This is a genomic window from Delftia sp. PX-1 (assembly GCF_055797465.1).
The window spans coordinates 5,135,969-5,158,122 of sequence record NZ_CP184763.1 but is presented as its reverse complement, the minus strand read 5'-3'; the positions used below and the strand labels follow the sequence as shown (position 1 = coordinate 5,158,122).

The following is a 22,154-nucleotide window of genomic DNA, read 5'->3' as shown; positions in this document are numbered from 1 at the left end:
CGCCCGGTTCACTGCTCGTTGACCATGACCAGCTTGCCCTGGACCTGGCGCGATCCCATGCGTGCGTAGGCCGCGTGCAGCTCGGCCATGGGCATGGTGCGGTCGATCACGGGCTTGATCTTTCCCTGGCCGTACCACTGGGCCAGCTCCTGCATCATGGCCGCGTTGGCCTTGGGCTCGCGCCGGGAGAACTCGCCCCAGAAGACGCCCACCAGCGATGCGCCCTTGAGCAGCGGCAGGTTCAGCGGCAGGGCCGGGATGGGGCCTGCGGCAAAGCCCACGATCAGATAGCGGCCGCGCCAGGCGATGGAGCGGAAGGCAGGCTCGGCGAAGTCGCCGCCCACGGGGTCGTAGACCACGTCGGGGCCCTTGCCGTCGGTGGCCTCCTTGATGGCCGCGCGCAGGTCGCCCTGGCTGTAGTTGATGGTGGCATCGGCGCCCTGTGCCTTGCACAGCGCGCACTTTTCGTCGGTGGAGGCTGCCGCGATCACGCGTGCGCCTGCCGCCTTGGCGATCTGGATGGCGGCCGTGCCCACGCCGCCTGCCGCGCCCAGCACCAGCACGGTCTCGCCCTCGCGCAGCTGGCCACGGTCGATCAGCGCATGGTGCGAGGTGGCATAGGTCATGATGAAGGCCGCTGCATCGACGAAGCTGAATCCATCGGGCAGCGGCATGCACAGCGCGGCCGGTGCCAGCGTATGGGTGCCAAAGCCCCCGGTGCCCGACAGGCAGGCCACGCGCTGGCCCACGCTGAGGTGGCTCACGCCTTCGCCCACGGCCTGGACCACGCCCGCGTATTCCGAACCCGGCACGAACGGCAGCTCAGGCTTCATCTGGTACTTGTTCTGCACGATCAGCAGATCGGGAAAGTTCAGGCTGGCCGCCTTCACTTCGAGCAGTACCTGTCCAGGGCCCGGTGCGGGTGTGGGCAGCTGCGTCCACTGCAGTTGATCGACGCCCGTGGGCGTTGTGCAAAGCCAAGCGTGCATGGTGGTTGTCTCCTGTGATTGAATGCCTGGCCGATGATAGGAGTGTGGCGGGAATGCCTCCTGTCCCTCGGGCGACGAGACGCCCGCCTACAATCGCCCGCAATCCCTGCTGTATCCATGAAGATTCTCATTTGTAACGACGACGGCTACCAGGCGCCCGGCATCCAGGCCTTGTACGAGGCGCTGCGCACGGTGGCAGACGTCGAGGTGGTGGCGCCGGAGCACAACAACAGTGCCAAGTCCAACGCCCTGACGCTGAATGCACCGCTGTACGTGCACCAGGCCCACAACGGTTTCCGCTATGTCAACGGCACGCCGGCAGACTGCGTGCACATCGCCCTGACCGGCCTGCTGGGCTACCGGCCCGACCTGGTGGTCTCCGGCATCAACAACGGCGCCAACATGGGCGACGACACCATCTACTCGGGCACCGTCGGCGCGGCCATGGAGGGCTTTCTTTTCGGCATTCCCGCCATTGCCTTCTCCCAGGTGGACAAGGGCTGGTCCGAGATCGAGGCCGCCGCCGCCGCCGCACGCCAGCTGGTCATGGACATGCAGTCGCAGGAACTGATCGGCCTGTCGCCCTGGCTGCTCAACGTGAACATTCCCAACATGCCGCTGTCCGCGCTCAAGCCGCTCAAGCTGTGCCGGCTGGGCCGCCGCCATGCGGCCGAGCGCGTCATCACCCAGGAGAGCCCGCGCGGCGAAATGATGTATTGGATAGGCAGCGCAGGCGCGGCCATGGATGACTCGGAGGGCACGGACTTCCACGCCACGTCCCACGGCCACATGTCTGTCACGCCGCTGAAGGTGGACCTGACCGACCATGACAACCTGGGCTACTGGGCGCAGACGGCGGCCAGGCTGGCATCGGCCAGTCAGGCCGTGCTGCCTGCCCAGGGCGGGGCGGTGCAACCGTGAGCGAGCGCCGTACCGGAGTTCCCTCGTGGGTGGCGCGCTCGGTGCAGAACCCTGCGCCGGCCTCGCGCGCGGTGCCCGCGCGCTCCGCGCTGGCCACCGCCGCCGCCCGTGCCCCGCAACAGCCCTCGGGCATCGGCATGGATTCGGCCGCCGTGCGCGCGCGCATGGTGCAGCGACTGGCCGCCACCGGCATCCAGTCGCCGGCCGTGCTCGCTGCCATGGGAGCGGTGGAGCGCCACCGCTTCGTGGACAGCGCCCTGGTCAACCAGGCCTATGAGGACACCAGCCTGCCCATCGGTCTGGGCCAGACGATCTCCAAGCCCAGCGTGGTCGCCCGCATGACCGAGCTGCTGCTGGGTTCGGAGGCCGCGAAGTCGGGCCTGGGCCGCGTGCTGGAGATCGGCACCGGCTGCGGCTACCAGGCGGCCGTGCTGGCGCGCGTGGCACGCGAGGTCTATTCGATCGAGCGCCTGCGCGGCCTGCACGAGAAAGCGCGCAGCAACCTGCGGCCCTGGCGCCTGACCAATGTCCATCTGATCTTTGGAGACGGCATGGAAGGCTATGGCAGCGGCGCTCCGTACGCGGGCATCATCTCGGCCGCCGGCGGCGAGAGCATGCCCTCGGCCTGGTGCGACCAGTTGGCCGTGGGCGGGCGGCTTGTCGCGCCCATGGTGGTTACGGGGGGTAAGCAGGCACTGCTGGTGATTGACAAGAGTTCACACGGGTTTACGCAATCGATTTTGGAGGCCGTGAACTTTGTCCCCCTAAAATCGGGCATCGCCTAGAAGGGAATAACTTATGTTGGTATCGCGAAGTCTTGGGGCTTGGGGAACGGTGGTGCTGGCCGGCATGGTTCTGGCAGGCTGCACATCCCAAGTGAACAGGGCTCCCGTGGAGGACCGCGGAACATCCACCTCCACTTCCACCTCTTCCTCGCCATCGGCGGCCGTCAAGCCGCTGCCCGGCGTCGAGAACGCCGGCAAGCCCGGCTACTACACCATCAAGCCTGGTGACACGCTGATCCGCATCGGCCTGGAGACCGGCCAGAGCTGGAAGGACATCGCGCGCTGGAACAATCTGGAGAACCCTAACCTGATCGAAGTCGGTCAGGTGGTTCGCGTCGTGCCGCCGACCAGCTCGTCCATGGCAAGTTCGGACAGCGGCAGCACACGTTCTTCGTCGTCGTCCTCGTCCTCCTCTTCCACGCCCAGCGGCTCGCCGGTGGTGGCAACGCCGCTGCCGCCCGTGGCATCCTCGGCATCGTCTGGCAGCTCCACCGCAACGCCTGCACCCGCGCCGACCCCGGCACCGGCTCCTGCACCCGCAGCCGGCAAGGGCGCCGACGATGTGGACTTCATCTGGCCTGCCTCGGGCAGCCTGATTGCCGGCTTCGACGAGGCGCGCAACAAGGGCTATGACATCGCAGGCAAGGCCGGCGACCCCGTGATGGCCGCTGCCGATGGCCGCGTGGTCTATGCCGGCGCCGGCCTGCGTGGCTATGGCAACCTGATCATCCTCAAGCACAACAACACCTACCTCACGGCCTACGCGCACAACCAGACGCTGTTGGTCAAGGAGGACCAGACTGTGCGCAAGGGCCAGAAGATTGCCGAGATGGGCAGCACCGACGCCGACCGCGTGAAGCTGCACTTCGAGGTGCGTCGCCAGGGCAAGCCTGTCGATCCTTCGCGCTACCTGCCTTCGCGCTGATGAGCCGCAGCACCAGGCAAACCGGACAAGCCCCTGCCCCGCAGGGGCTTGTTTCTTCTGCGCCCGGCGAACCGCTGCCGGAATCGGTCGAGGACCAGGACGAGGCCGACGCCGAAGGTGGCGAGGTCGAGGCCACCACCGCCGAGCTGCGCGAAATCACCGTGCCGCCCGCCCAGCACGGCCTGCGCGCCGACAAGGTGCTGGCTGAATGCGTGGCCGAGTTCTCGCGCAGCTATCTGCAGCAGCTGCTTGCGCAGGGCGCGGTCACCCTCAACGGGCGTGTGCTGGGCAAGCCTTCCGCCAAGGTCGCGGCCGGCGACCGCATGGTGCTGGAGATGCGGCCCACGCAGCAGAGTATGGCCTTCCAGCCCGAGGACATGGCGCTGGACGTGGTGCATGAGGACGAGCACCTGCTGGTCGTCAACAAGCCGGCTGGCCTGGTCGTGCACCCGGCGCCCGGCAACTGGACGGGAACCCTGCTCAACGGCCTGCTGGGGCGCGACCCCAAGGCGCGCGAGGTGCCGCGCGCCGGCATCGTCCACCGCCTGGACAAGGACACCAGCGGCCTCATGGTCGTGGCGCGCAGCCGCGCCGCCATGGATGCGCTGGTGGCCATGATCGCCGCACGCGATGTCAGCCGGCAGTACCTGGCGCTGGCCCACAAGGCCTGGGGCCCGCGCAAGCACCGCGAGGTCGATGCGCCCATCGGCCGCGATCCGCGCAACCGCCTGCGCATGGCCGTGGTCGACCTGGCCCAGCATGCCGGCAAGACCGCGCGCACCGACATCGACCTGCTGGCCGGCAACGACGAAGTCAGCCTGGTGCGCTGCACGCTGCATACGGGCCGCACCCACCAGATCCGCGTGCACATGGCCTCTCTGGGTCATCCGCTGGTGGCCGATGCCGTCTACGGCGGCAAGGACGCTGGCGGCATGACGCGCCAGGCCCTGCACGCCTTCCGGCTGGCCTTCACCCATCCCATGACGGGCCAGGCCCTGGTGCTGCATGCGCCGCTGCCCGCCGACATGGCGCAGGCGCTGGAAAATTGGGGGCTGAGCTACAATCCCGCCGAAAGCCTCTGACCATCTCTCGCATGGCATCTGTGGAGCGCTTGCTTCCTCTTCTTTGATTCGGCGCACCCTGGCTGCCACCCCTGGTGGCACGCGCGCCTTTGTTCCCGAGACGCTGAGCCATGAATACGGTAGATGCCAAGCGGGTCCTGGAAACTGCATTGATCTGCGCGCCGCAGCCTGTCACGCTGCGTGAGCTGCGCTCGCTGTTCGATGACGTGCTGGGCTCCGACACGCTGAAGGACCTGCTGCTGGACCTGCAGAAGGACTGGGCGCAAAAGGGCGTGGAGCTGGTGCAGGTGGCGTCCGGGTGGCGCTTCCAGAGCCGGCCCGAGATGCGGGTGTACCTGGACCGGCTGCATCCTGAAAAGCCGCCACGCTACACCCGTGCGACCCTGGAGACGCTGGCCATCATCGCCTACCGTCAGCCGGTGACGCGCGGTGATATCGAGGACATACGCGGTGTGACGGTCAACAGCCTGCTGATCAAGCAACTGGAAGACCGGGGCTGGATCGAGGTGATTGGCCACCGGGAAACCGTGGGCCGGCCCTCTTTGTTTGCCACCACGCGCCAGTTTCTGGACGACCTGGGCCTGCAGTCGCTGGACCAGTTGCCCATGCTTGAGGAGCCCGAATCCCAGCAAAGCCTGTTCAAGGCGCTGGAGGAGTCGGGCGAGCCTGATGTGCAAGAGAGTGCGCCAGCCGGTGACGCCCCGCCGACCGAAGGCTGGGGTCCCGACGAAGTGCCACCGGTCATCGGCGAGCAGGACGTGGGCGAGGAATTGCTGGATCAGGTGCCGTTGCAGGCCGATGAGACGGAGCTGCCGGAGCTGGTCGAGGATGGTGAAGACGACGCCCTTGCCGCTCTCTTGTCAGAGGCGCCCTCGGGCGAGGCTGAGACACCGGATGGGACAGATGCCGCGAGTGCCGCAGAAGCTGCGCAGACCGCAGACACAGCGGAAAAAGCGGACACCGCGGATACGACAGACACAACGGATACGGACGGCGCTGCACTGCAGGCCGAAGAAGGAAAGCCATGATGGGTAGTGATATCTCCAAGGACCAGGACGCCCAGTCGGCGTCCGACGAGGCTGGCGCACAGCGCAAGGCCCGCCCCGCGCGCTCGCGCGCTCCCAAGGCCGAGTCCCGGCCTGGCGCCAGGCCTGCGCGCAAGCCGCGCCCGGCCGCCGAGGCGGTGCCTGCCGAAGACACCGTGCAGGAGCTGGTGACGGCTGATGCATCAGAGTCAAGCGACTCAGGGTCTGCCGAAGGCTACGGTTTTGCGGACGTCATCTCGGGCGAGCTCGACGCCGCCGAAGAGCGCGACGATGCCGCGCCTGCCAAGCGCGTACTGCTGCCCCAGGTCGATTCGCCCAAGCTGCACAAGGTGCTGGCCCAGGCCGGGCTGGGATCGCGCCTTGAAATGGAGCAGCTCATTCTTGAAGGCCGCATCTCGGTCAACAACGAGCCTGCCCACGTGGGTCAGCGCATCCAGTTCGGCGACCAGATCAAGGTCAACGGCCAGCCCATCCGCTTTCGCATCGATCCGCCGCCGGCGCGTGTCATCGCCTACCACAAGCCCGTGGGTGAAGTCGTCACGCACGACGATCCCCAGAACCGCCCCACGGTGTTCCGCAAGCTGCCGCGCCTGCAGCATGGCAAATGGCAGTCCGTTGGCCGCCTGGACCTGAACACCGAAGGCCTGCTGCTGTTCACCAGCTCGGGCGAGCTGGCCAACTCCCTGATGCACCCGCGCTTCGGCCTGGAGCGCGAGTACGCGGCCCGCGTGCTGGGCGCGCTCAGCAAGGAAGAAAAGCAGCGCCTGACCGATGGCGTGCAGCTGGAAGACGGCGTGGCCGCCTTCGGCTCCATCGAGGATGGCGGCGGCGAAGGCGCCAACTGCTGGTACCGCGTGACCATTTCCGAAGGCCGCAACCGCGAAGTGCGCCGCATGTTCGAGGCGGTGGGCCATGCCGTGAGCCGGCTGATCCGCATCCGCTATGGCGCCATGGTGCTTCCGCGCGGCCTCAAGCGCGGCGCCTGGGTGGAGCTGGACCAGGCCGACATCCAGTCCCTGGCCTCCGCGGCAGGCATGCAGGCGCGTGCGCCTGCTGCACCCAAGCCTCCGGCCGGAGGCCGCCGTGGTGGCCCGGCCGACCGCAACACCGTCCGCCGCGAAGGCGGCGGCCGCTATTTCGACGGCAATCGCCCGGCACCCAATGCCATGCTGGACGGCCCGCGTGCCAAGCCCGCTGCCAAGGGTGGCAAGGCGGACGGCGGCCAGGGCAGAGGGCAGGGCGGTGCAGGCGGGCGTGGCAAGACAGGTGGCAGCCAGCAGCCCGATCCGATGCGTACATCGGTGGGCTACATCGGCTCCGACAGCCTGTCGCGTGCACGCCAGAACGCCAAGCGCAAGCCGGGAGGGCGCCGCTGAAATACGGCGGTCAGCCTCCCCTTTGGCAGCACCATGTCATCAAGGACTTTGATGGCACAGCTAGAATCAACGGTTTTGTCCAATTGACAAAAATCCATAGTAACCCTGATTAGGAACCATTCAAATGGCCATCGAACGCACTCTTTCCATCATCAAGCCCGACGCCGTTGCCAAGAACGTGATCGGCCAGATCTACGCTCGCTTCGAGGCCGCCGGCCTGAAGGTCATCGCCGCCAAGATGGTGCACCTGTCGCGCGGCGAAGCCGAGCAGTTCTACGGCGTCCACAAGGAGCGTCCCTTCTTCAAGGACCTGGTGGACTTCATGATCTCCGGCCCCGTGATGATCCAGGCCCTGGAAGGCGAGAACGCCATCCTGAAGAACCGTGAACTGATGGGCGCCACCGACCCCAAGAAGGCTGAGAAGGGCACGATCCGCGCCGACTTCGCCGACAGCATCGACGCCAACGCCGTGCACGGCTCTGACGCCGCTGAAACTGCAGCCGTGGAAGTTGCATTCTTCTTCCCCGGCATGAACGTCTACTCGCGCTGATCCCCGCGTCTTCCGCGGCCGTCATGGTCTGTCCGGTGCAGGCCATGCCTGCCGCGGAAGAGCCGAGAGCGGCGTGGCACCGGCCTGCCGACATGAATACCAATTTGCTAGATTTTGATCTCGACGGACTGGCCGCTTATTGCGAACAGCTCGGCGAGAAGCGTTTCCGCGCAACGCAGCTGTTCCGCTGGATCCACCAGCGAGGCGCCAGCGATTTCGACCAGATGAGCGATCTGGCCAAGTCCCTGCGCGAAAAGCTCAAGGCGCGTGCCCACATCACGGCCCTGCCGGTTCTGACCGAGCATGTGTCTGCCGATGGAACGGTCAAGTGGCTGTTCGACGTGGGGGGCGGCAATGCCGTCGAATCCGTTTTCATTCCCGAAGATGACCGGGGCACGCTGTGCGTGTCGTCCCAGGCCGGCTGTGCCGTGGGCTGCCGCTTCTGCTCCACGGGTCACCAGGGCTTCAGCCGCAACCTCAGCACGGGCGAGATCCTGGCCCAGCTCTGGTATGCCGAGCATGCGCTGCGCAAGCGCCTGGGCACGGGCGGCGAGCGCGTCATCTCCAACGTGGTGATGATGGGCATGGGCGAGCCGCTGCAGAACTACACGGCCCTGGTGCCGGCGCTGCGCGTGATGCTGGATGACCATGGCTACGGCCTCTCGCGCCGCCGCGTGACCGTGTCCACGTCGGGCGTGGTCCCGATGATCGACAGGCTGTCGCAGGACTGCGCCGTGGCCATGGCCGTGTCGCTGCATGCGCCCAACGACGAGCTGCGCGACCCGCTGGTGCCGCTGAACCGCAAGTACCCCATCCACGAGCTGCTCGATGCCTGCGAGCGCTACCTGGAGTTCGCGCCGCGCGATTTCATCACGTTCGAATATTGCATGCTCGATGGCGTCAATGATCAGCCCGAGCATGCGCGCCAACTGATAGAGTTGGTCCGCGCACGTGGCGACGGCCGCAGCTGGTGCAAGTTCAACCTGATTCCGTTCAACCCCTTCCCGGCCTCGGGCCTGCTGCGTTCACCTGCAGCGCGGGTGACGGAGTTCGCCAGCCTGCTGAGCAATGCCGGCATTGTGACCACGGTGCGCAAGACACGTGGCGACGACATCGACGCAGCCTGCGGACAGCTGGCTGGCGATGTCAAGGACCGCACGCGCGCTGCCGAGCGCATGGCAAAGCAGCGCACCATTGTTCTCAAGCAGATGCCTTGAGAGGACCTACGGAACAAAGGGACAGTTCATGAAGTCAGTGGCTCGGCGGCTGCGATCGGGGGGTATCGGTGGATGCATGCGCTGGGCAGTGCCGGTGCTGGTCCTTGCCTTGGCCGGTTGCGCCGGCAAGCAACCTTTGGTGCCTTCGGCGAATTCAGGCTCCGGCAATGCTTCGTCCGTCTCCAATGCCTCGATGGCCTCGGCCGCCGAGGTCGATCCCCGTCGCCGCGCGGCCATTCGCCTGGAGCTGGCGGCTTCCTACTTCCAGGCCGGCCGCATCGATGTGGCCCTGGAAGAGGTAAACCAGGCGCTGGCCTCCGACCCCGGTTCCGCCGATGGCTATGGACTGCTGGCCCTGATCTACATGCGCAACCAGGACTGGGACCAGGCCGATGCCAGCCTGCGCAAGGCCATGTCGCTGCGCCCCCAGGACGGTGACCTGCAGCACAACTACGGATGGCTGCTGTGCCAGCGCAAGCAGTATGTGCAGGCCCAGGAATGGCTGGACAAGGCACTGGCCCAGCCCGGCTACCTGGAGCGTCCCAAGACATGGATGGCCAAGGGCCTGTGCCTGCAGCAGGCCGGCCTGCTGGTCGAGGCCCAGCAGGCGCTGCTCAAGGGCTATGAACTCGACGCCGCCAACCCGGTGATAGCCTATCACCTGAGCAATGTGATGCTGCAGGGGGGCGACGCCAAGAGGGCGCAGTTCTACATCCGCCGCCTCAACAGCAGCCCCCAGTCCAACGCGGAAAGCCTGTGGCTGGGCATCAAGATAGAGAGGGCGCTGCAGCAATCTGCAGCGATGCGGCAGCTGGCCGACCAGCTGCACCAGCGCTTCCCGGAGTCCCGCCAATGGCTGGCCTACGAGCGTGGAGCATTCAATGAGTGAGGTGTTGGCGGTGCATGACGAAGCAGGTACGCAAGGCGAGAACGCCAAAACTTCCATGACGGCGGGCACGCTGCTGCGCCAGGCGCGCGAGGCGGCAGGCCTGTCGCTGGCCGGACTGGCGGCGGCGCTCAAGGTGCCGGCCCCCAAGCTGGAGGCCCTGGAGGCGGATGACTATGCCGCCTTCCAGGACCATGTCTTCATGCGGGCCCTGGCACAAAGCGTCTGCCGCACGCTGCGCGTGGACTCGGCCTCGGTGCTGGCCCTGCTGCCGCGCACCCAGCTCAAGAGCCTGGCCGATGATCGCGGCAGCATCAATGCCACGTTCAAGGAGCGCTCCTTCAAGGCCACCGGAACACCGCTGGGCCGCGAAAACGGTTCGCGCAAGGTCGCCATCATCGTGCTGCTGCTGCTGGCGGCCGCCGCCGCCGTGTACTTCCTGCCCAAGCACGAGGGCGATGCCGAGGAGCCGCAGGCCGGCTCTTCCGACGCCGCTGCCCTGGTGTCGCCGGCCGCAACCGTGTCCGAGCCCGTGGCTGCCCAGGAGCCTGTGGCGCCCGCAGTGACGGCGCCAGCCTCCGAAGGGGCGGCGCCTGCAGCACCTGCAGCGCCTGCAGCCACGCCAGCCGTCCAGGCGCCTGCAGCAGCGGCTCCCGCAGCCGGCGTGCCTGGCGATGTGCCCGCCGATGCCGCAGCGGCGACTCCTGCAACCCAGGCCGCGCAAACGCCTGGTGGCGTGCTGGTCATGAAGGCCAGCGCACAATCGTGGGTGCAGGTCAAGGATGCCAACGGCCGCGTGGTGCTGCAAAAGACGCTGGCGGCAGGTGAGTCGGTTGGCGCCGAAGGTGCGCTGCCGCTGTCTGTCATCGTCGGCAATGCCAGCGGCACCGAAGTGCGCGTCCGTGGTGAGCTGCTGGAAGTGGCCAAGACCACCCGTGACAATGTGGCCCGCTTTGAGGTGAAGTGACCGTGCAAGATCTCCCCATCACGCAGCAGCCGATAGCGATTGCCTCGCCGCTGCCGCGCAAGTCCCGCCAGGCCCGCGTGGTCTGGCGCAACAACGTCGTCACCGTGGGTGGCGATGCGCCTGTGCGCGTGCAGTCCATGACCAACACCGATACGGTGGACGCGGTCGAGACGGCCATCCAGGTGCGCCAGCTGGCCCAGGCCGGCTCGGAGATGGTGCGCATCACCGTCAACACGCCTGAGGCAGCCGCTGCCGTGCCCTACATCCGCGAGCAGCTCGACCGCATGGGCGAGTACGTGCCGCTGGTGGGCGACTTCCACTACAACGGCCACCGCCTGCTCACCGAATACCCGGCCTGTGCCGAGGCGCTGTCCAAGTACCGCATCAACCCCGGCAACGTCGGCAAGGGCGAGAAAAAGGACAGGCAGTTCGGCCAGATGATCGAGGCGGCAGCCCGCTACGACAAGGCCGTGCGCATCGGGGTCAACTGGGGTTCGCTGGACCAGGAGCTGATGGCGCGCCTGATGGACGAGAACTCGCGCCGCGCCCAGCCCTGGGATACGCGCCAGGTCATGTTCGAGGCGCTGATCTCCTCGGCCGTCGATTCCGCGCGCCTGGCCGAGTCCATGGGGCTGAACGGCGACAACATCATCCTGTCGTGCAAGGTCAGCGGCGTGCAGGACCTGATCTCGGTCTACCGGGCCCTTGCGCAGCGCTGCGACTATGCGCTGCACCTGGGCCTGACCGAGGCCGGCATGGGCACCAAGGGCACGGTGGCCTCGGCCGCCGCGCTGTCCGTGCTGCTGCAGGAAGGCATTGGCGACACCATCCGCGTCTCGCTCACGCCCCAGCCCGGCGAGGCGCGCACGCAGGAAGTGGTGGTTGCCTCCGAAATCCTGCAGGCCCTGGGCCTGCGCGTTTTCGTGCCCAGCGTCACGGCCTGCCCTGGCTGCGGCCGCACCACCAGCACCACCTTCCAGGAGCTGGCCAAGCGCATCGACGACTACCTGCGCGGCCAGATGCCGCTGTGGCGCATGAAGTACCCCGGCGTCGAGGCCATGAAGGTGGCCGTGATGGGCTGCATCGTCAACGGCCCTGGCGAGAGCAAGCACGCCAACATCGGCATCAGCCTGCCCGGGACGGGCGAGGCGCCCGCTGCCCCCGTCTACATTGACGGCGAGAAGGCGTTGACGCTGCGCGGCGAGCGCATTGCCGAGGAATTCCAGACCCTGGTCGAAGACTATGTGGCGCGCACCTATGGCACCACCGCTGCCGCACCCGCCTGAGCGGCTGCGCCAGGCATTGCAGTTATTGCAAAATAGATAGCACACCACGCTTTGTTTCATGGGGTCTCACGCGGGATGCGCGTGGGAGCATGGAGCGCAAAAGGCGGGGTCCGCTCCTGTTTCCGAGCATTCATCGAACGAGAACAACGTGGCCAAACCCGAAAAACTCTCCGCCGTCAAAGGCATGAACGACATTCTTCCCGCCGAGTCCGCTCGCTGGGAATGGCTGGAGGCGCAGGTGCGCGAGCTGATGGCGCGCTTTGCCTACCGCAACGTGCGCACGCCCATCGTCGAGCACACGCAACTGTTCGTGCGCGGCATCGGCGAGGTGACGGACATCGTCGAAAAGGAGATGTACTCCTTCGAGGACAAGCTCAATGGCGAGCGCCTGACGCTGCGCCCAGAAGGCACGGCGAGCCTGGTGCGCGCCACCATCGAAAACAACCTGCTGTACGACGGCGGCAAGCGCATGTGGTACATGGGGCCCATGTTCCGCCACGAGCGCCCGCAGCGCGGCCGCTACCGCCAGTTCCACCAGATCGGTGCCGAGGCCCTGGGCTTTGCCGGCCCCGATGTCGATGCCGAGCTCATTTTGCTGGCCGTCTCCCTGTGGAAGCAGCTGGGCCTGACGCAGTGGCGCCTGGAAATCAACAGCCTGGGCCAGCCCGAGGAGCGCCAGGCCCACCGCCAGGCCCTGATCGCCTACCTGGAGCAGCACCAGGACGTGATGGACGAAGAGGCCAGGCGCCGCATGTACAGCAACCCGCTGCGCGTGCTGGACACCAAGAATCCCGCCATGCAGGCCATGGTCAACGGGGCGCCGCGCCTGCTGGACTTCCTGGGCGAGGGCTCGCTGGCCCACTTCGACGGACTCAAGGCCATCCTGGACGCCAATGGCGTGCCCTGGACCGTGAATCCGCGCCTGGTGCGCGGCCTGGACTACTACAACCTCACGGTGTTCGAGTTCATCACCGACATGCTGGGCGCGCAGGGCACCATCTGCGCCGGCGGCCGCTACGACTACCTGATCGAGCAGGTGGGCGGCAAGAGCGCGCCGGCCGTGGGCTGGGCGCTGGGCGTGGAGCGCGTGCTGGAGCTCGTCAAGGAGCTGGGCGCCGACATCCCCGCGCCCACGCTGCATGCCTACGCCATCGTTCCCGACGTGTCGGCCATGCCCGTGGCCCTGCGCACCCTGCAGCAACTGCGCGAGGCCGGCGTGCGCGTGCAGATGCATGCGGCCAGCGCCGAAGGCCTGGGCAGCATGAAGTCGCAGTTCAAGAAGGCCGACGCCAGTGGCGCGCATTTCGCATTGATCTTCGGCTCCGACGAGCTGCAGCAGGGCCTGGTCACCGTCAAGTCGCTGCGCGACGGCACGGGCCAGCAGGTGCAGCAAGCCCTGGCCGATGCGGCCCAATGGGCTGCCACCCTACAATCGGCGGTTTGACCGTCATCCGCAGCTTTCCAGGCCACCGCTCCAGCGGCGTCCTCCATACACAAGGCGACACAGGCGATTCATGGCAAACCATTTCGATCTCGAAGAACAAGAGCAGATAGAGCAGCTCAAGCATTTCTGGAATACCTGGGGCACGTTGATCACGGGTGTGCTCGTGGTCATCTTTGTCGGCTTTGCCGGCTGGAATGGCTACCAGTACTGGGAAAAGCGCCAGGCCACCCAGGCTGCCGCTCTGGCGCATGCCGTCGATGTGGCGCTGTCAGGCAAGGATGCGGCGCGCGCCGGCCAGGCCTTTGCCGATCTCAAGGACAAGTACGCCGGCACCACGCAGGCAGCCCAGGCCGGCCTGCTGCTGGCCAAGGCCGCAGTGGACGAAGGCAGGCTCGATGATGCCAAGGCAGCCCTGACCTGGGTGGCCGACAAGGGCGACGAAGGCTACAAGGCCCTGGCCAAGCTGCGCCTGAGCGCCGTGCTGGAGCAGCAAAAGCAGTACGACGAAGCCCTGAAGGCGCTGGATGGCAGCATGCCCGAATCCTTCGCCGGCATCGTGGCCGACCGCCGCGGCGACATTCTTGCGGCCCAGGGCAAGACGGCCGAGGCCATCGACGCCTACCAGCGCGCCCATGCGCTCCTGGACAAGGGCGTGGACTACGGACGCCTGATCGAATTCAAGCTCAACGCCCTGGGCGCCACGCCCACCGTGCTGGCACAGGCCAAGACTTCGACCTCGGAGAAGCAACCTTGAAAACTTCGGCAGATCAACTGATGGCAATCTCGCGCCCGCGTGGCGTTGCGCGCTGGATGGCTCTGGGCCTGCTGGCCGGTGCCCTGGGCGGCTGCTCCACGGTCTCCTCGTGGTTCAGCAGCGACACCAAGCCCAAGCCCAAGGAACTGGGGGCCAACCCCGGCCTGCTGGCAGTGCACCAGGCCTGGACGGCCAAGCTGGGCGCCGAAGTGCCGCTGGCCACCGACATCCATGTGCAGGGTGACACGCTGCTGATCGCGGCCAAGGACGGCAGCGTCACGGCCCTCGATGCGCGCAATGGCAGCCAGCTGTCGCGCTTCACCGTTGGCGAGCCGCTGACTGCCGGCGTGGGTGGCGACGCCCAGCGCCAGGCCGTGCTCACGCGCAGCAACCAGGTCATCGTCTACTCGCAAGGCAAGCAGCTGTGGAAGCAGCCGCTGCCCGCAGCCGCCTACACGCCGCCGCTGGTGGCGGGCGGCCGCGTCTTCGTGCTGGCGGCCGACCGCTCGCTGGCCGCATTCGATGCCGCCAATGGCCGCAAGCTGTGGACCGCGCAGCGCCCTGGCGAACCGCTGGTGCTGCGCCAGCCCGGCGTTCTGATCGCCGTGGGCAACACCCTGGTGGCCGGCCTGTCGGGCCGCATGGTGGGCATCGATCCCGACACAGGTGCCGTGCGCTGGGAGGCCCCGCTGGCCAGCCCGCGCGGCACCAATGACGTGGAGCGCCTGGTGGACCTCGTCGGCCGCGTCAGCCGTGTCGGCGACAGCGTCTGCGCGCGCGCCTTCCAGGCTGCCGTGGGCTGTGTGGATACGCAAAATGCATCGGTGCGCTGGACCCAGCCGTCCAAGGGTGCCGACGGCATCGACGGCGATGGCGAGACCGTGTTCGGCGCCGAAAGCAATGGCACCGTCCAGGCCTGGCGCCGCGGCGACGGCTCGCGTGTGTGGTCCATTGACCAGTTGCAGCACCGCCGCCTGACGGCGCCGTTGATGCTGGGCCGTTCGGTGGTGTTTGGTGATGACTATGGTGTGGTGCACCTGCTGTCCAAGACGGACGGACAGGCGCTGGCACGATTGAAGACGGACGACTCCGGTGTGGCCTCGCCCCCGGTATCGGCTGCCAATACGCTGGTGGTGGTAAGCCGCAGCGGAACTGTGTACGGCTTCCGGCCGGATTGATAGGTATTTTCGGGAATGAAGCCAGTTATTGCCCTGGTAGGGCGACCCAATGTGGGCAAATCGACGCTGTTCAATCGGCTGACCAAGTCGAGGGATGCAATCGTCGCGGATTTCGCGGGCCTCACGCGTGACCGCCACTATGGACAGGGCCGCCAGGGCAAGCACGAATACATCGTGATCGACACCGGCGGCTTCGAGCCTGATGCATCCAGCGGCATCTTCAAGGAGATGGCGCGCCAGACGCAGCAGGCCGTGGCCGAGGCAGACGTCGTGGTCTTCGTCGTCGATGCGCGCCTGGGCATGTCTGCCCAGGACCATGACATCGCCAAGTACCTGCGCCGCCTGGGCAAGCCCTGCGTGCTCGTGGCCAACAAGGCCGAGGGCATGAAGGAAGGCGTGCAGCTGACCGAGTTCTACGAACTGGGCCTGGGCGAAGTGCTGCCGGTTTCCGCCGCGCACGGACAGGGTGTGCGCGGCCTGGTCGACCTGGCCCTGGGCCAGCTCAACCTGCCCGAACCCGAGGAAGACGACCCCTTCGACGATGTGGCCCAGAAGCCCATCCGCCTCACCGTGGCCGGCCGCCCCAACGTCGGCAAGTCCACGCTGATCAACACCTGGCTGGGCGAGGAGCGACTGGTCGCCTTCGACATGCCGGGCACCACGCGCGATGCCATCTCCGTGCCCTTCGAGCGCGCCGGCCAGAAGTTCGAACTCATCGACACGGCAGGCCTGCGCCGCAAGGGGCGGGTGTTCGAGGCCATCGAGAAGTTCTCCGTCGTCAAGACGCTGCAGGCCATCGAGAGCGCCAACGTCGTGCTGCTGCTCATCGATGCCACGCAGGGCGTGACCGACCAGGATGCGCACATTGCCGGCTACGTGCTGGAAAGCGGCCGCGCCGTGGTGCTGGCCGTGAACAAATGGGATGCGGTGGACGACTACCAGCGCCAGATGCTGGAGCGCTCGATCGAGACGCGCCTGTCCTTCCTGAAGTTCGCTCCCATGCACTTCATCTCGGCCGAAAAGCGCCAGGGCCTGGGTCCGCTGTGGAACTCCATCATCCAGGCGCACAAGGCAGCCACCTGCAAGATGCCCACGCCGGTGCTCACGCGCCTGCTGATGGAAGCCGTGCAGTTCCAGACGCCCAAGAAGACAGGCATCTACCGACCCAAGATGCGTTACGCGCACCAGGGCGGCATGAACCCGCCGGTCATCGTCATACACGGCAATTCGCTCGAGCATGTGACGGAGGCCTACAAGCGCTTCCTCGAGGGGCGGTTCCGAAAGGAATTCAATTTGGTCGGCACGCCGTTGCGGATCGAGTTGAAAACCTCTCATAATCCTTTCGCCGACAAGGACAAATAACAAGCCACGGAATTTGGGGAAAACCCTTGTGCAGACAGGGGGCCCAAAACACTGTGGTAAGGTGTCGGTTTACAACAACACTCTTCGAACACGGAGAATATCGTGAGCAACAAAGGCCAACTCCTCCAAGACCCGTTCCTGAACGCGCTGCGCCGCGAACATGTGCCGGTGTCCATCTACCTCGTCAACGGCATCAAGCTGCAAGGCCAGATCGAATCCTTCGACCAGTACGTGGTTCTGCTTCGCAACACCGTCACCCAGATGGTTTACAAGCACGCCATCTCCACCATTGTTCCCGGCCGCGCCGTGAACTTCTCCACGGCCGAAGCTGCCGGCAGCGACGCCAGCGCTTGAGCTCGCTGCGCCCTGATGCCTCCCCGCACAGCCGGGGAGCTTCCTCACCCTTCGGGAGAGGTTTTTCTTGAGTTCTGAATCTTTTGACCGGTCCACGCCAACGCCAGTGCTGCTGGTGGGCGTGGATTTCGGCTTTCCCCATTTCGATGGCGAGTTGGAAGAGCTGGGCCTGCTGGCCGGCACGGCCGGCCTGCGTCCCGTTGCACGCCTGACCTGCAAGCGCAAGGTGCCCGATGCGGCGCTGTTCGTGGGCAGCGGCAAGGCCGACGAAATCCGCATGCTCGCCCAGATGCACGGTGCCCAGGAAGTGCTGTTCGACCAGGCCCTGAGCCCGGCCCAGCAGCGCAATCTGGAGCGCCATCTGCAGATGCCGGTCAACGACCGCACCCTGTTGATCCTGGAGATCTTCGCCCAGCGCGCCCGCAGCCATGAAGGCAAGCTGCAGGTGGAGCTGGCGCGCCTGCAATACGTGGCCACGCGCCTCGTGCGCCGCTGGACCCACCTGGAGCGCCAGATGGGCGGCATCGGCGGGCGCGGCGGCCCTGGCGAAAAGCAGATCGAGCTGGATCGCCGCATGATCGACGAATCGATCAAGCGCACCAAGGAGCGGCTGCTGAAGGTCAAGAAGCAACGCGCCACGCAGCGCCGCCGGCGCGAGCGCCATGGCATCTTCAACATCTCGCTGGTCGGCTACACCAATGCCGGCAAATCCACGCTGTTCAACGCGCTGGTGAAGGCGCGGGCCTATGCGGCCGACCAGTTGTTCGCCACGCTGGACACGACCACGCGCCAGCTGTATTTGAACGAGGCCCGGCAATCGGTGTCCCTGTCGGACACCGTGGGCTTCATCCGCGACCTGCCGCACGGCCTGGTCGATGCATTCCAGGCCACGTTGCAGGAGGCGATCGATGCCGATCTTCTGCTGCATGTGGTTGACGCCTCCAATCCGAATTTCCCGGAACAAATCCAACAAGTCCAGAAAGTTCTGAAGGAAATCGGTGCCCAGGAGGTGCCTCTGGTACTGGTTTTCAACAAGCTCGATGCCGTCGATGAAGAGCGGCTTCCAGCGCAGTTGCAGGACCAGTACGAGCTTGACGGGCTACCTGTTTCACGGGTGTTTGTCAGCGCCCGCTCCGGCGAGGGGCTGCCGCAGCTGCGGCAGCTGCTGGCCGACCACGCACTGCGCGCAGAAGCGGAATACGCCGAAGCGCATGGTGGTGAAGAGCGGGGCGAAGGGGAGGTGGATGGCGCGATGCCCCCTGGGCAGGACGCCGAATACTAGGGGCTAGCGCCCTGATTGGGCAAAATGCCGATTGGGTCCCTGTCTTTACCGAAGAAACCGAGACTTCTCGCATGAATCTTTCACAACGCGCCCATCGCTGGGCGATGCTGCCGCAGCGCCTTCGCGGGATGTTCAACCTGAATGATCCGCGCTGGGGACGTGGCGACGACAAGAACGACGATGCCTCGCGCCCCGATGCCGACCGTCCCGCTGCGCCGCCGCCTGCGGAACCCGCACGCGACAACCGCGACAGCCGTGACAACCGTCCCTCCTCGGGTGGGGGTGGCCAGCCGCCGGATCTGGACGAGCTGTGGCGTGACCTCAACCGCAAGCTTTCGGGCCTGTTCGGCGGCAAGCCGGGCGGTGGCCGCGGGCAGCCTCCCGTGCGCAATGGCGGTGGCAGCCAGCCACCGGACATGCGCAGTGCCGGCATGGGCGTGGGCCTGATTGCCGGCATTGCCTTCATCATCTGGATGGGCACCGGCATCTTCATCGTCCAGGAAGGCCAGCAGGCCGTCATCACCCAGTTCGGCAAGTACAAGAGCACGGTGGGTGCCGGCATCAACTGGCGCCTGCCGTACCCGATCCAGCGCCATGAACTGGTGTTCGTGACGCAGATCCGCTCGGCCGACGTGGGGCGCGACACCATCATCAAGAGCACGGGCCTGCGCGAGTCGGCCATGCTCACCGAGGACGAGAACATCGTCGAGATCAAGTTCGCCGTCCAGTACCGTCTGAGCGACGCGCGTGCCTGGCTGTTCGAGAGCAAGAACCCGTCCGAGGCCGTGGTCCAGGCCGCCGAGACCGCCGTGCGCGAAGTCGTCGGCAAGATGAAGATGGACACGGCGCTGGCCGAGGAGCGAGACCAGATCGCGCCGCGCGTGCGCGACCTGATGCAGACCATCCTGGACCGCTACAAGGTGGGCGTGGAAGTCGTGGGCATCAACCTGCAGCAAGGCGGCGTGCGTCCGCCCGAGCAGGTGCAGGCCGCCTTCGACGACGTGCTGCGTGCCGGCCAGGAGCGCGAGCGCGCCAAGAACGAGGCCCAGGCCTATGCCAACGACGTGGTGCCCCGCGCAGCCGGCTCGGCGGCACGTCTGCTGGAAGAGGCCAATGGCTACAAGGCCCGCATCGTGGCCCAGGCCCAGGGTGATGCGCAGCGCTTCAGCTCGGTGTTCACCGAGTACCAGAAGGCGCCCCAGGTCACGCGCGACCGCATGTATCTGGAAACCATGCAGCAGATCTACGGCAACGTGACCAAGGTGCTGGTGGAATCGCGCCAGGGCTCCAACCTGCTGTACCTGCCGCTGGACAAGATCATGCAAGGCGTGAGCGGCAATGTGCCGGCAGCCGATGGCTCGGCTGCCCCCAGCACCCAGGCGCCTGCGCCTGCCGCCATTCCCGGCCTTTCGAACGATGCGCGCAGCCGCGACAGCAGTCGCAGCCGTGACCGCGAAGCACGCTGAGGAGCAGCCCAAGTGAACCGAGTTGGATTTTTCATCACCAGCATTCTTCTGGCGCTGGCGCTGCTCAGCTCCATGCTGTTCGTCGTCGATCAGCGCCAGTTCGGCGTGGTCTATGCCCTGGGTCAGATCAAGGAAGTGATCACCGAGCCGGGCCTGAACATCAAGATGCCGCCGCCGTTCCAGAACGTGCGCTACATCGACAAGCGCCTGCTCACACTGGACAGCACCGACACCGAGCCCATGCTCACTGCCGAAAAGCAGCGCGTGGTCATCGACTGGTACGTGCGCTGGCGCATCTCCGATCCGTCGGAGTACATCCGCAACGTGGGCCTGGATGAATCGGCCGGTGCCATGCAGCTCAACCGCGTGGTGCGCAACGCCTTCCAGGAGGAAATCAACCGCCGCACCGTGCGCGAGCTTCTGTCCAGCAAGCGCGACGCGCTGATGAACGACGTCAAGCGCGAAGTGCTGGAGACCGTGCGCGGCGCCAAGCCCTGGGGCGTGGACGTGGTCGATGTGCGCATCACGCGCGTGGACTATGCCGAGACCATCACGGAATCGGTCTATCGCCGCATGGAGGCCGAACGCAAGCGCGTGGCCAACGAGCTGCGCTCCACCGGCGCCGCCGAAGGCGAGAAGATCCGCGCCGAGGCCGATCGCCAGCGCGAGATCACCATCGCCAACGCCTACCGCGATGCCCAGAAGCTCAAGGGCGAGGGCGATGCGGAAGCCGCCCGCACCTATGCCGACGCCTTTGGCAAGGACCCGCAGTTCGCGCAGTTCTACCGCAGCCTGGAGGCCTACAAGTCCAGCTTTGCCAAGAAGAGCGACGTGCTTGTGCTCGATCCTTCGCAGACCGACTTCTTCAAGGCCTACCGCAACGGCGGCAGCTCTGGAAAGTAAGAACGCCTGAGCGGCAACGCCGCCCGGCCCATGCACGGCGCCCCTGTTGGGGCGCCGTTTTTTCTTGCGCTGCCGCTGGCGCCCGCACACCGAATCGATTCGGAATACCGAACGCTCCTCGCGGGCCTTGGGACACCCCCAATTTGGGCTGGCCCGCAACAGCCGGTAGAATCACGTTTTTAACAGCCTCCCCCTTTTTCCATGTCTGCTTGGGTCCTGCCGGATCACATCGCCGATGTCTTGCCTTCCGAGGCCCGGCACATCGAAGAATTGCGTCGAGGCCTGCTCGATACCGCACGTGGCTATGGCTATGAACTGGTCATGCCGCCCATGCTGGAGTACCTCGAATCCCTGCTCACCGGCACAGGGGAGGCGCTGGACCTGCAGACCTGCAAGCTCATCGACCAGCTGACGGGCCGCACCATGGGCCTGCGTGCCGATACCACGCAGCAGGTGGCTCGCATCGACGCCCATCTGCTCAACCGCAAGGGCCTCACGCGCCTGTGCTACTGCGGCCCCGTCGTCCATGCCCGCCCTGATCGTCCCCGCGCCACGCGTGAGCCGCTGCAGTTCGGTGCCGAAATCTACGGCCACCAGGGCATGGAAGCCGACCTGGAGGCACTGCACCTGGCGCTGGACTGCCTGCGCAGCGCGGGCGTCACCGACATCAACGTCGATCTGGCCGATGTGCGCATCGTGCGCAGCCTGCTGGCCGGCGTGATGGTGGACATGCAGGTGCTGCGCGGCGTGCATGCTGCGCTGGCCGCCAAGGATGCGAGCGAACTCGAGCGCCTCACCCGGGACTTCCCCGTCGCCTCGCGCGAAGGCCTGATGGCCTTGCTGCAGTTGTACGGCGGCATCGAGGTGCTGGACCGCGCCGAGAAGCTGCTGGCGCGCACGGCAGGCGTGCAGCCTCTGCTGGACCAGCTGCGCTGGCTGGCCCAGCGCCTGGAAGGCGTGAACGTGAGCTTTGATCTGGCCGATCTGCGCGGCTATGCCTACTACAGCGGCACGCGCTTCGCCATCTATGTTCCGGGTGCCAGCGACGCGCTGGTGCGCGGCGGCCGTTATGACGAGGTGGGCGCGGTCTTTGGCCGCAACCGGCCCGCCGCCGGCTTCAGCCTGGACATCAAGCAGCTCGTGGCCGTCGTGCCCGAGCGCCCGCTCAAGGCTGCCATCCGTGCGCCTTGGGGCGACGATCCCCAGGTGGCAGCCGCCATCGCGGCATTGCGCCGGCAGGGCGAGACCGTGGTCTGCGTGCTGCCAGGCCATGAAAGCGAAGTGGACGAGTTCCACTGCGACCGTGAGCTCGTGCAGGTTGCCGGGCAGTGGGCCGTGCAAGCCATCTGACGCATTTGTCAATTTCTTCGGATTTCATCGG

The 22,154-nt window shown here is 66.4% G+C and carries 21 protein-coding genes; 20 read left to right on the top strand and 1 reads right to left on the bottom strand.

What is annotated here, in order from left to right; translation table 11 throughout:
* Window positions 1-8: 8 nt before the first annotated feature.
* Window positions 9-989: an NADPH:quinone oxidoreductase family protein gene (locus tag ACN20X_RS23605; protein WP_016447570.1), complete on the bottom strand. Its 981-nt coding sequence runs from the start codon at window positions 987-989 to the stop codon at window positions 9-11.
* Window positions 990-1,106: 117 nt separating this feature from the next.
* On the opposite strand from ACN20X_RS23605, the gene surE reads away from it, so the two are divergent.
* From surE to ACN20X_RS23505, 20 genes are all read left to right on the top strand, one after another.
* Window positions 1,107-1,910 carry a 5'/3'-nucleotidase SurE gene (surE, locus tag ACN20X_RS23600; RefSeq protein ID WP_016447569.1) on the top strand — a complete coding sequence of 268 codons (804 nt, stop codon included), beginning with the start codon at window positions 1,107-1,109 and terminating at the stop codon, window positions 1,908-1,910.
* Window positions 1,907-2,695, top strand: coding sequence for a protein-L-isoaspartate(D-aspartate) O-methyltransferase (locus ACN20X_RS23595; RefSeq protein ID WP_016451286.1), 789 nt, complete (start codon window positions 1,907-1,909; stop codon window positions 2,693-2,695). Before surE ends, ACN20X_RS23595 begins: the two co-directional genes overlap by 4 nt.
* A 13-nt stretch (window positions 2,696-2,708) precedes the next feature.
* Window positions 2,709-3,620: a peptidoglycan DD-metalloendopeptidase family protein gene (locus ACN20X_RS23590; RefSeq protein WP_016447567.1), complete on the top strand. Its 912-nt coding sequence runs from the start codon at window positions 2,709-2,711 to the stop codon at window positions 3,618-3,620.
* Window positions 3,620-4,702 (top strand): RluA family pseudouridine synthase, encoded by a 1,083-nt coding sequence (locus ACN20X_RS23585; protein ID WP_126310677.1) that lies wholly within the window; start codon window positions 3,620-3,622, stop codon window positions 4,700-4,702. Before ACN20X_RS23590 ends, ACN20X_RS23585 begins: the two co-directional genes overlap by 1 nt.
* A 110-nt stretch (window positions 4,703-4,812) precedes the next feature.
* Window positions 4,813-5,730, top strand: a complete 918-nt coding sequence (gene scpB, locus ACN20X_RS23580; RefSeq protein WP_046984219.1) for an SMC-Scp complex subunit ScpB — start codon at window positions 4,813-4,815, stop codon at window positions 5,728-5,730.
* Window positions 5,727-7,124 (top strand): pseudouridine synthase, encoded by a 1,398-nt coding sequence (locus ACN20X_RS23575; RefSeq protein WP_473209967.1) that lies wholly within the window; start codon window positions 5,727-5,729, stop codon window positions 7,122-7,124. Before scpB ends, ACN20X_RS23575 begins: the two co-directional genes overlap by 4 nt.
* Window positions 7,125-7,248: 124 nt before the next feature.
* A complete protein-coding gene (gene ndk / locus ACN20X_RS23570; RefSeq protein ID WP_016447563.1) occupies window positions 7,249-7,674 on the top strand; it encodes a nucleoside-diphosphate kinase in 426 nt (141 codons plus the stop codon).
* Between the two features lie 92 nt (window positions 7,675-7,766).
* Complete coding sequence (gene rlmN / locus ACN20X_RS23565; RefSeq protein ID WP_017404144.1) at window positions 7,767-8,891, top strand: dual-specificity RNA methyltransferase RlmN; 1,125 nt, start codon at window positions 7,767-7,769, stop codon at window positions 8,889-8,891.
* 28 nt (window positions 8,892-8,919) lie between these two features.
* Window positions 8,920-9,780, top strand: coding sequence for a type IV pilus biogenesis/stability protein PilW (pilW, locus tag ACN20X_RS23560; protein WP_174538864.1), 861 nt, complete (start codon window positions 8,920-8,922; stop codon window positions 9,778-9,780).
* Window positions 9,773-10,744: a RodZ domain-containing protein gene (locus ACN20X_RS23555; protein WP_047472010.1), complete on the top strand. Its 972-nt coding sequence runs from the start codon at window positions 9,773-9,775 to the stop codon at window positions 10,742-10,744. Before pilW ends, ACN20X_RS23555 begins: the two co-directional genes overlap by 8 nt.
* 2 nt (window positions 10,745-10,746) lie before the next feature.
* Entirely contained in the window at window positions 10,747-12,030 is a 1,284-nt protein-coding gene (gene ispG / locus ACN20X_RS23550) for a flavodoxin-dependent (E)-4-hydroxy-3-methylbut-2-enyl-diphosphate synthase (protein WP_473209966.1), read from the top strand.
* Between the two features lie 184 nt (window positions 12,031-12,214).
* Window positions 12,215-13,474 (top strand): histidine--tRNA ligase, encoded by a 1,260-nt coding sequence (hisS, locus tag ACN20X_RS23545; RefSeq protein WP_212646543.1) that lies wholly within the window; start codon window positions 12,215-12,217, stop codon window positions 13,472-13,474.
* 70 nt (window positions 13,475-13,544) lie between these two features.
* Window positions 13,545-14,228 carry a YfgM family protein gene (locus tag ACN20X_RS23540; protein ID WP_016447557.1) on the top strand — a complete coding sequence of 228 codons (684 nt, stop codon included), beginning with the start codon at window positions 13,545-13,547 and terminating at the stop codon, window positions 14,226-14,228.
* Window positions 14,229-14,248: 20 nt separating this feature from the next.
* Window positions 14,249-15,406, top strand: a complete 1,158-nt coding sequence (gene bamB, locus ACN20X_RS23535) for an outer membrane protein assembly factor BamB (RefSeq protein ID WP_016447556.1) — start codon at window positions 14,249-14,251, stop codon at window positions 15,404-15,406.
* A gap of 15 nt (window positions 15,407-15,421) precedes the next feature.
* Entirely contained in the window at window positions 15,422-16,768 is a 1,347-nt protein-coding gene (der, locus tag ACN20X_RS23530; RefSeq protein ID WP_016447555.1) for a ribosome biogenesis GTPase Der, read from the top strand.
* A gap of 102 nt (window positions 16,769-16,870) precedes the next feature.
* Window positions 16,871-17,122, top strand: coding sequence for an RNA chaperone Hfq (hfq, locus tag ACN20X_RS23525; protein ID WP_012206813.1), 252 nt, complete (start codon window positions 16,871-16,873; stop codon window positions 17,120-17,122).
* Window positions 17,123-17,189: 67 nt separating this feature from the next.
* Entirely contained in the window at window positions 17,190-18,404 is a 1,215-nt protein-coding gene (gene hflX, locus ACN20X_RS23520) for a GTPase HflX (RefSeq protein ID WP_016447554.1), read from the top strand.
* Between the two features lie 71 nt (window positions 18,405-18,475).
* Window positions 18,476-19,870, top strand: a complete 1,395-nt coding sequence (hflK, locus tag ACN20X_RS23515) for an FtsH protease activity modulator HflK (RefSeq protein WP_016447553.1) — start codon at window positions 18,476-18,478, stop codon at window positions 19,868-19,870.
* 12 nt (window positions 19,871-19,882) lie between these two features.
* Complete coding sequence (gene hflC, locus ACN20X_RS23510; protein ID WP_016447552.1) at window positions 19,883-20,773, top strand: protease modulator HflC; 891 nt, start codon at window positions 19,883-19,885, stop codon at window positions 20,771-20,773.
* A gap of 201 nt (window positions 20,774-20,974) precedes the next feature.
* Window positions 20,975-22,123, top strand: coding sequence for an ATP phosphoribosyltransferase regulatory subunit (locus ACN20X_RS23505; protein ID WP_016447551.1), 1,149 nt, complete (start codon window positions 20,975-20,977; stop codon window positions 22,121-22,123).
* The last annotated feature ends 31 nt before the right edge of the window (window positions 22,124-22,154 follow it).

Coding starts and splice junctions, on each gene's coding strand:
- ACN20X_RS23605 (WP_016447570.1), bottom strand. CDS start 989: ATGCACGCTTGGCTTTGCACAACGCCCACGGGCGTCGATCAACTGCAG.
- surE (WP_016447569.1), top strand. CDS start 1,107: ATGAAGATTCTCATTTGTAACGACGACGGCTACCAGGCGCCCGGCATC.
- ACN20X_RS23590 (WP_016447567.1), top strand. CDS start 2,709: ATGTTGGTATCGCGAAGTCTTGGGGCTTGGGGAACGGTGGTGCTGGCC.
- ndk (WP_016447563.1), top strand. CDS start 7,249: ATGGCCATCGAACGCACTCTTTCCATCATCAAGCCCGACGCCGTTGCC.
- scpB (WP_046984219.1), top strand. CDS start 4,813: ATGAATACGGTAGATGCCAAGCGGGTCCTGGAAACTGCATTGATCTGC.
- ACN20X_RS23575 (WP_473209967.1), top strand. CDS start 5,727: ATGATGGGTAGTGATATCTCCAAGGACCAGGACGCCCAGTCGGCGTCC.
- ACN20X_RS23585 (WP_126310677.1), top strand. CDS start 3,620: ATGAGCCGCAGCACCAGGCAAACCGGACAAGCCCCTGCCCCGCAGGGG.
- ACN20X_RS23540 (WP_016447557.1), top strand. CDS start 13,545: ATGGCAAACCATTTCGATCTCGAAGAACAAGAGCAGATAGAGCAGCTC.
- ACN20X_RS23555 (WP_047472010.1), top strand. CDS start 9,773: ATGAGTGAGGTGTTGGCGGTGCATGACGAAGCAGGTACGCAAGGCGAG.
- ACN20X_RS23505 (WP_016447551.1), top strand. CDS start 20,975: ATGTCTGCTTGGGTCCTGCCGGATCACATCGCCGATGTCTTGCCTTCC.
- der (WP_016447555.1), top strand. CDS start 15,422: ATGAAGCCAGTTATTGCCCTGGTAGGGCGACCCAATGTGGGCAAATCG.
- hflK (WP_016447553.1), top strand. CDS start 18,476: ATGAATCTTTCACAACGCGCCCATCGCTGGGCGATGCTGCCGCAGCGC.
- pilW (WP_174538864.1), top strand. CDS start 8,920: ATGAAGTCAGTGGCTCGGCGGCTGCGATCGGGGGGTATCGGTGGATGC.
- hisS (WP_212646543.1), top strand. CDS start 12,215: ATGAACGACATTCTTCCCGCCGAGTCCGCTCGCTGGGAATGGCTGGAG.
- rlmN (WP_017404144.1), top strand. CDS start 7,767: ATGAATACCAATTTGCTAGATTTTGATCTCGACGGACTGGCCGCTTAT.
- bamB (WP_016447556.1), top strand. CDS start 14,249: ATGGCAATCTCGCGCCCGCGTGGCGTTGCGCGCTGGATGGCTCTGGGC.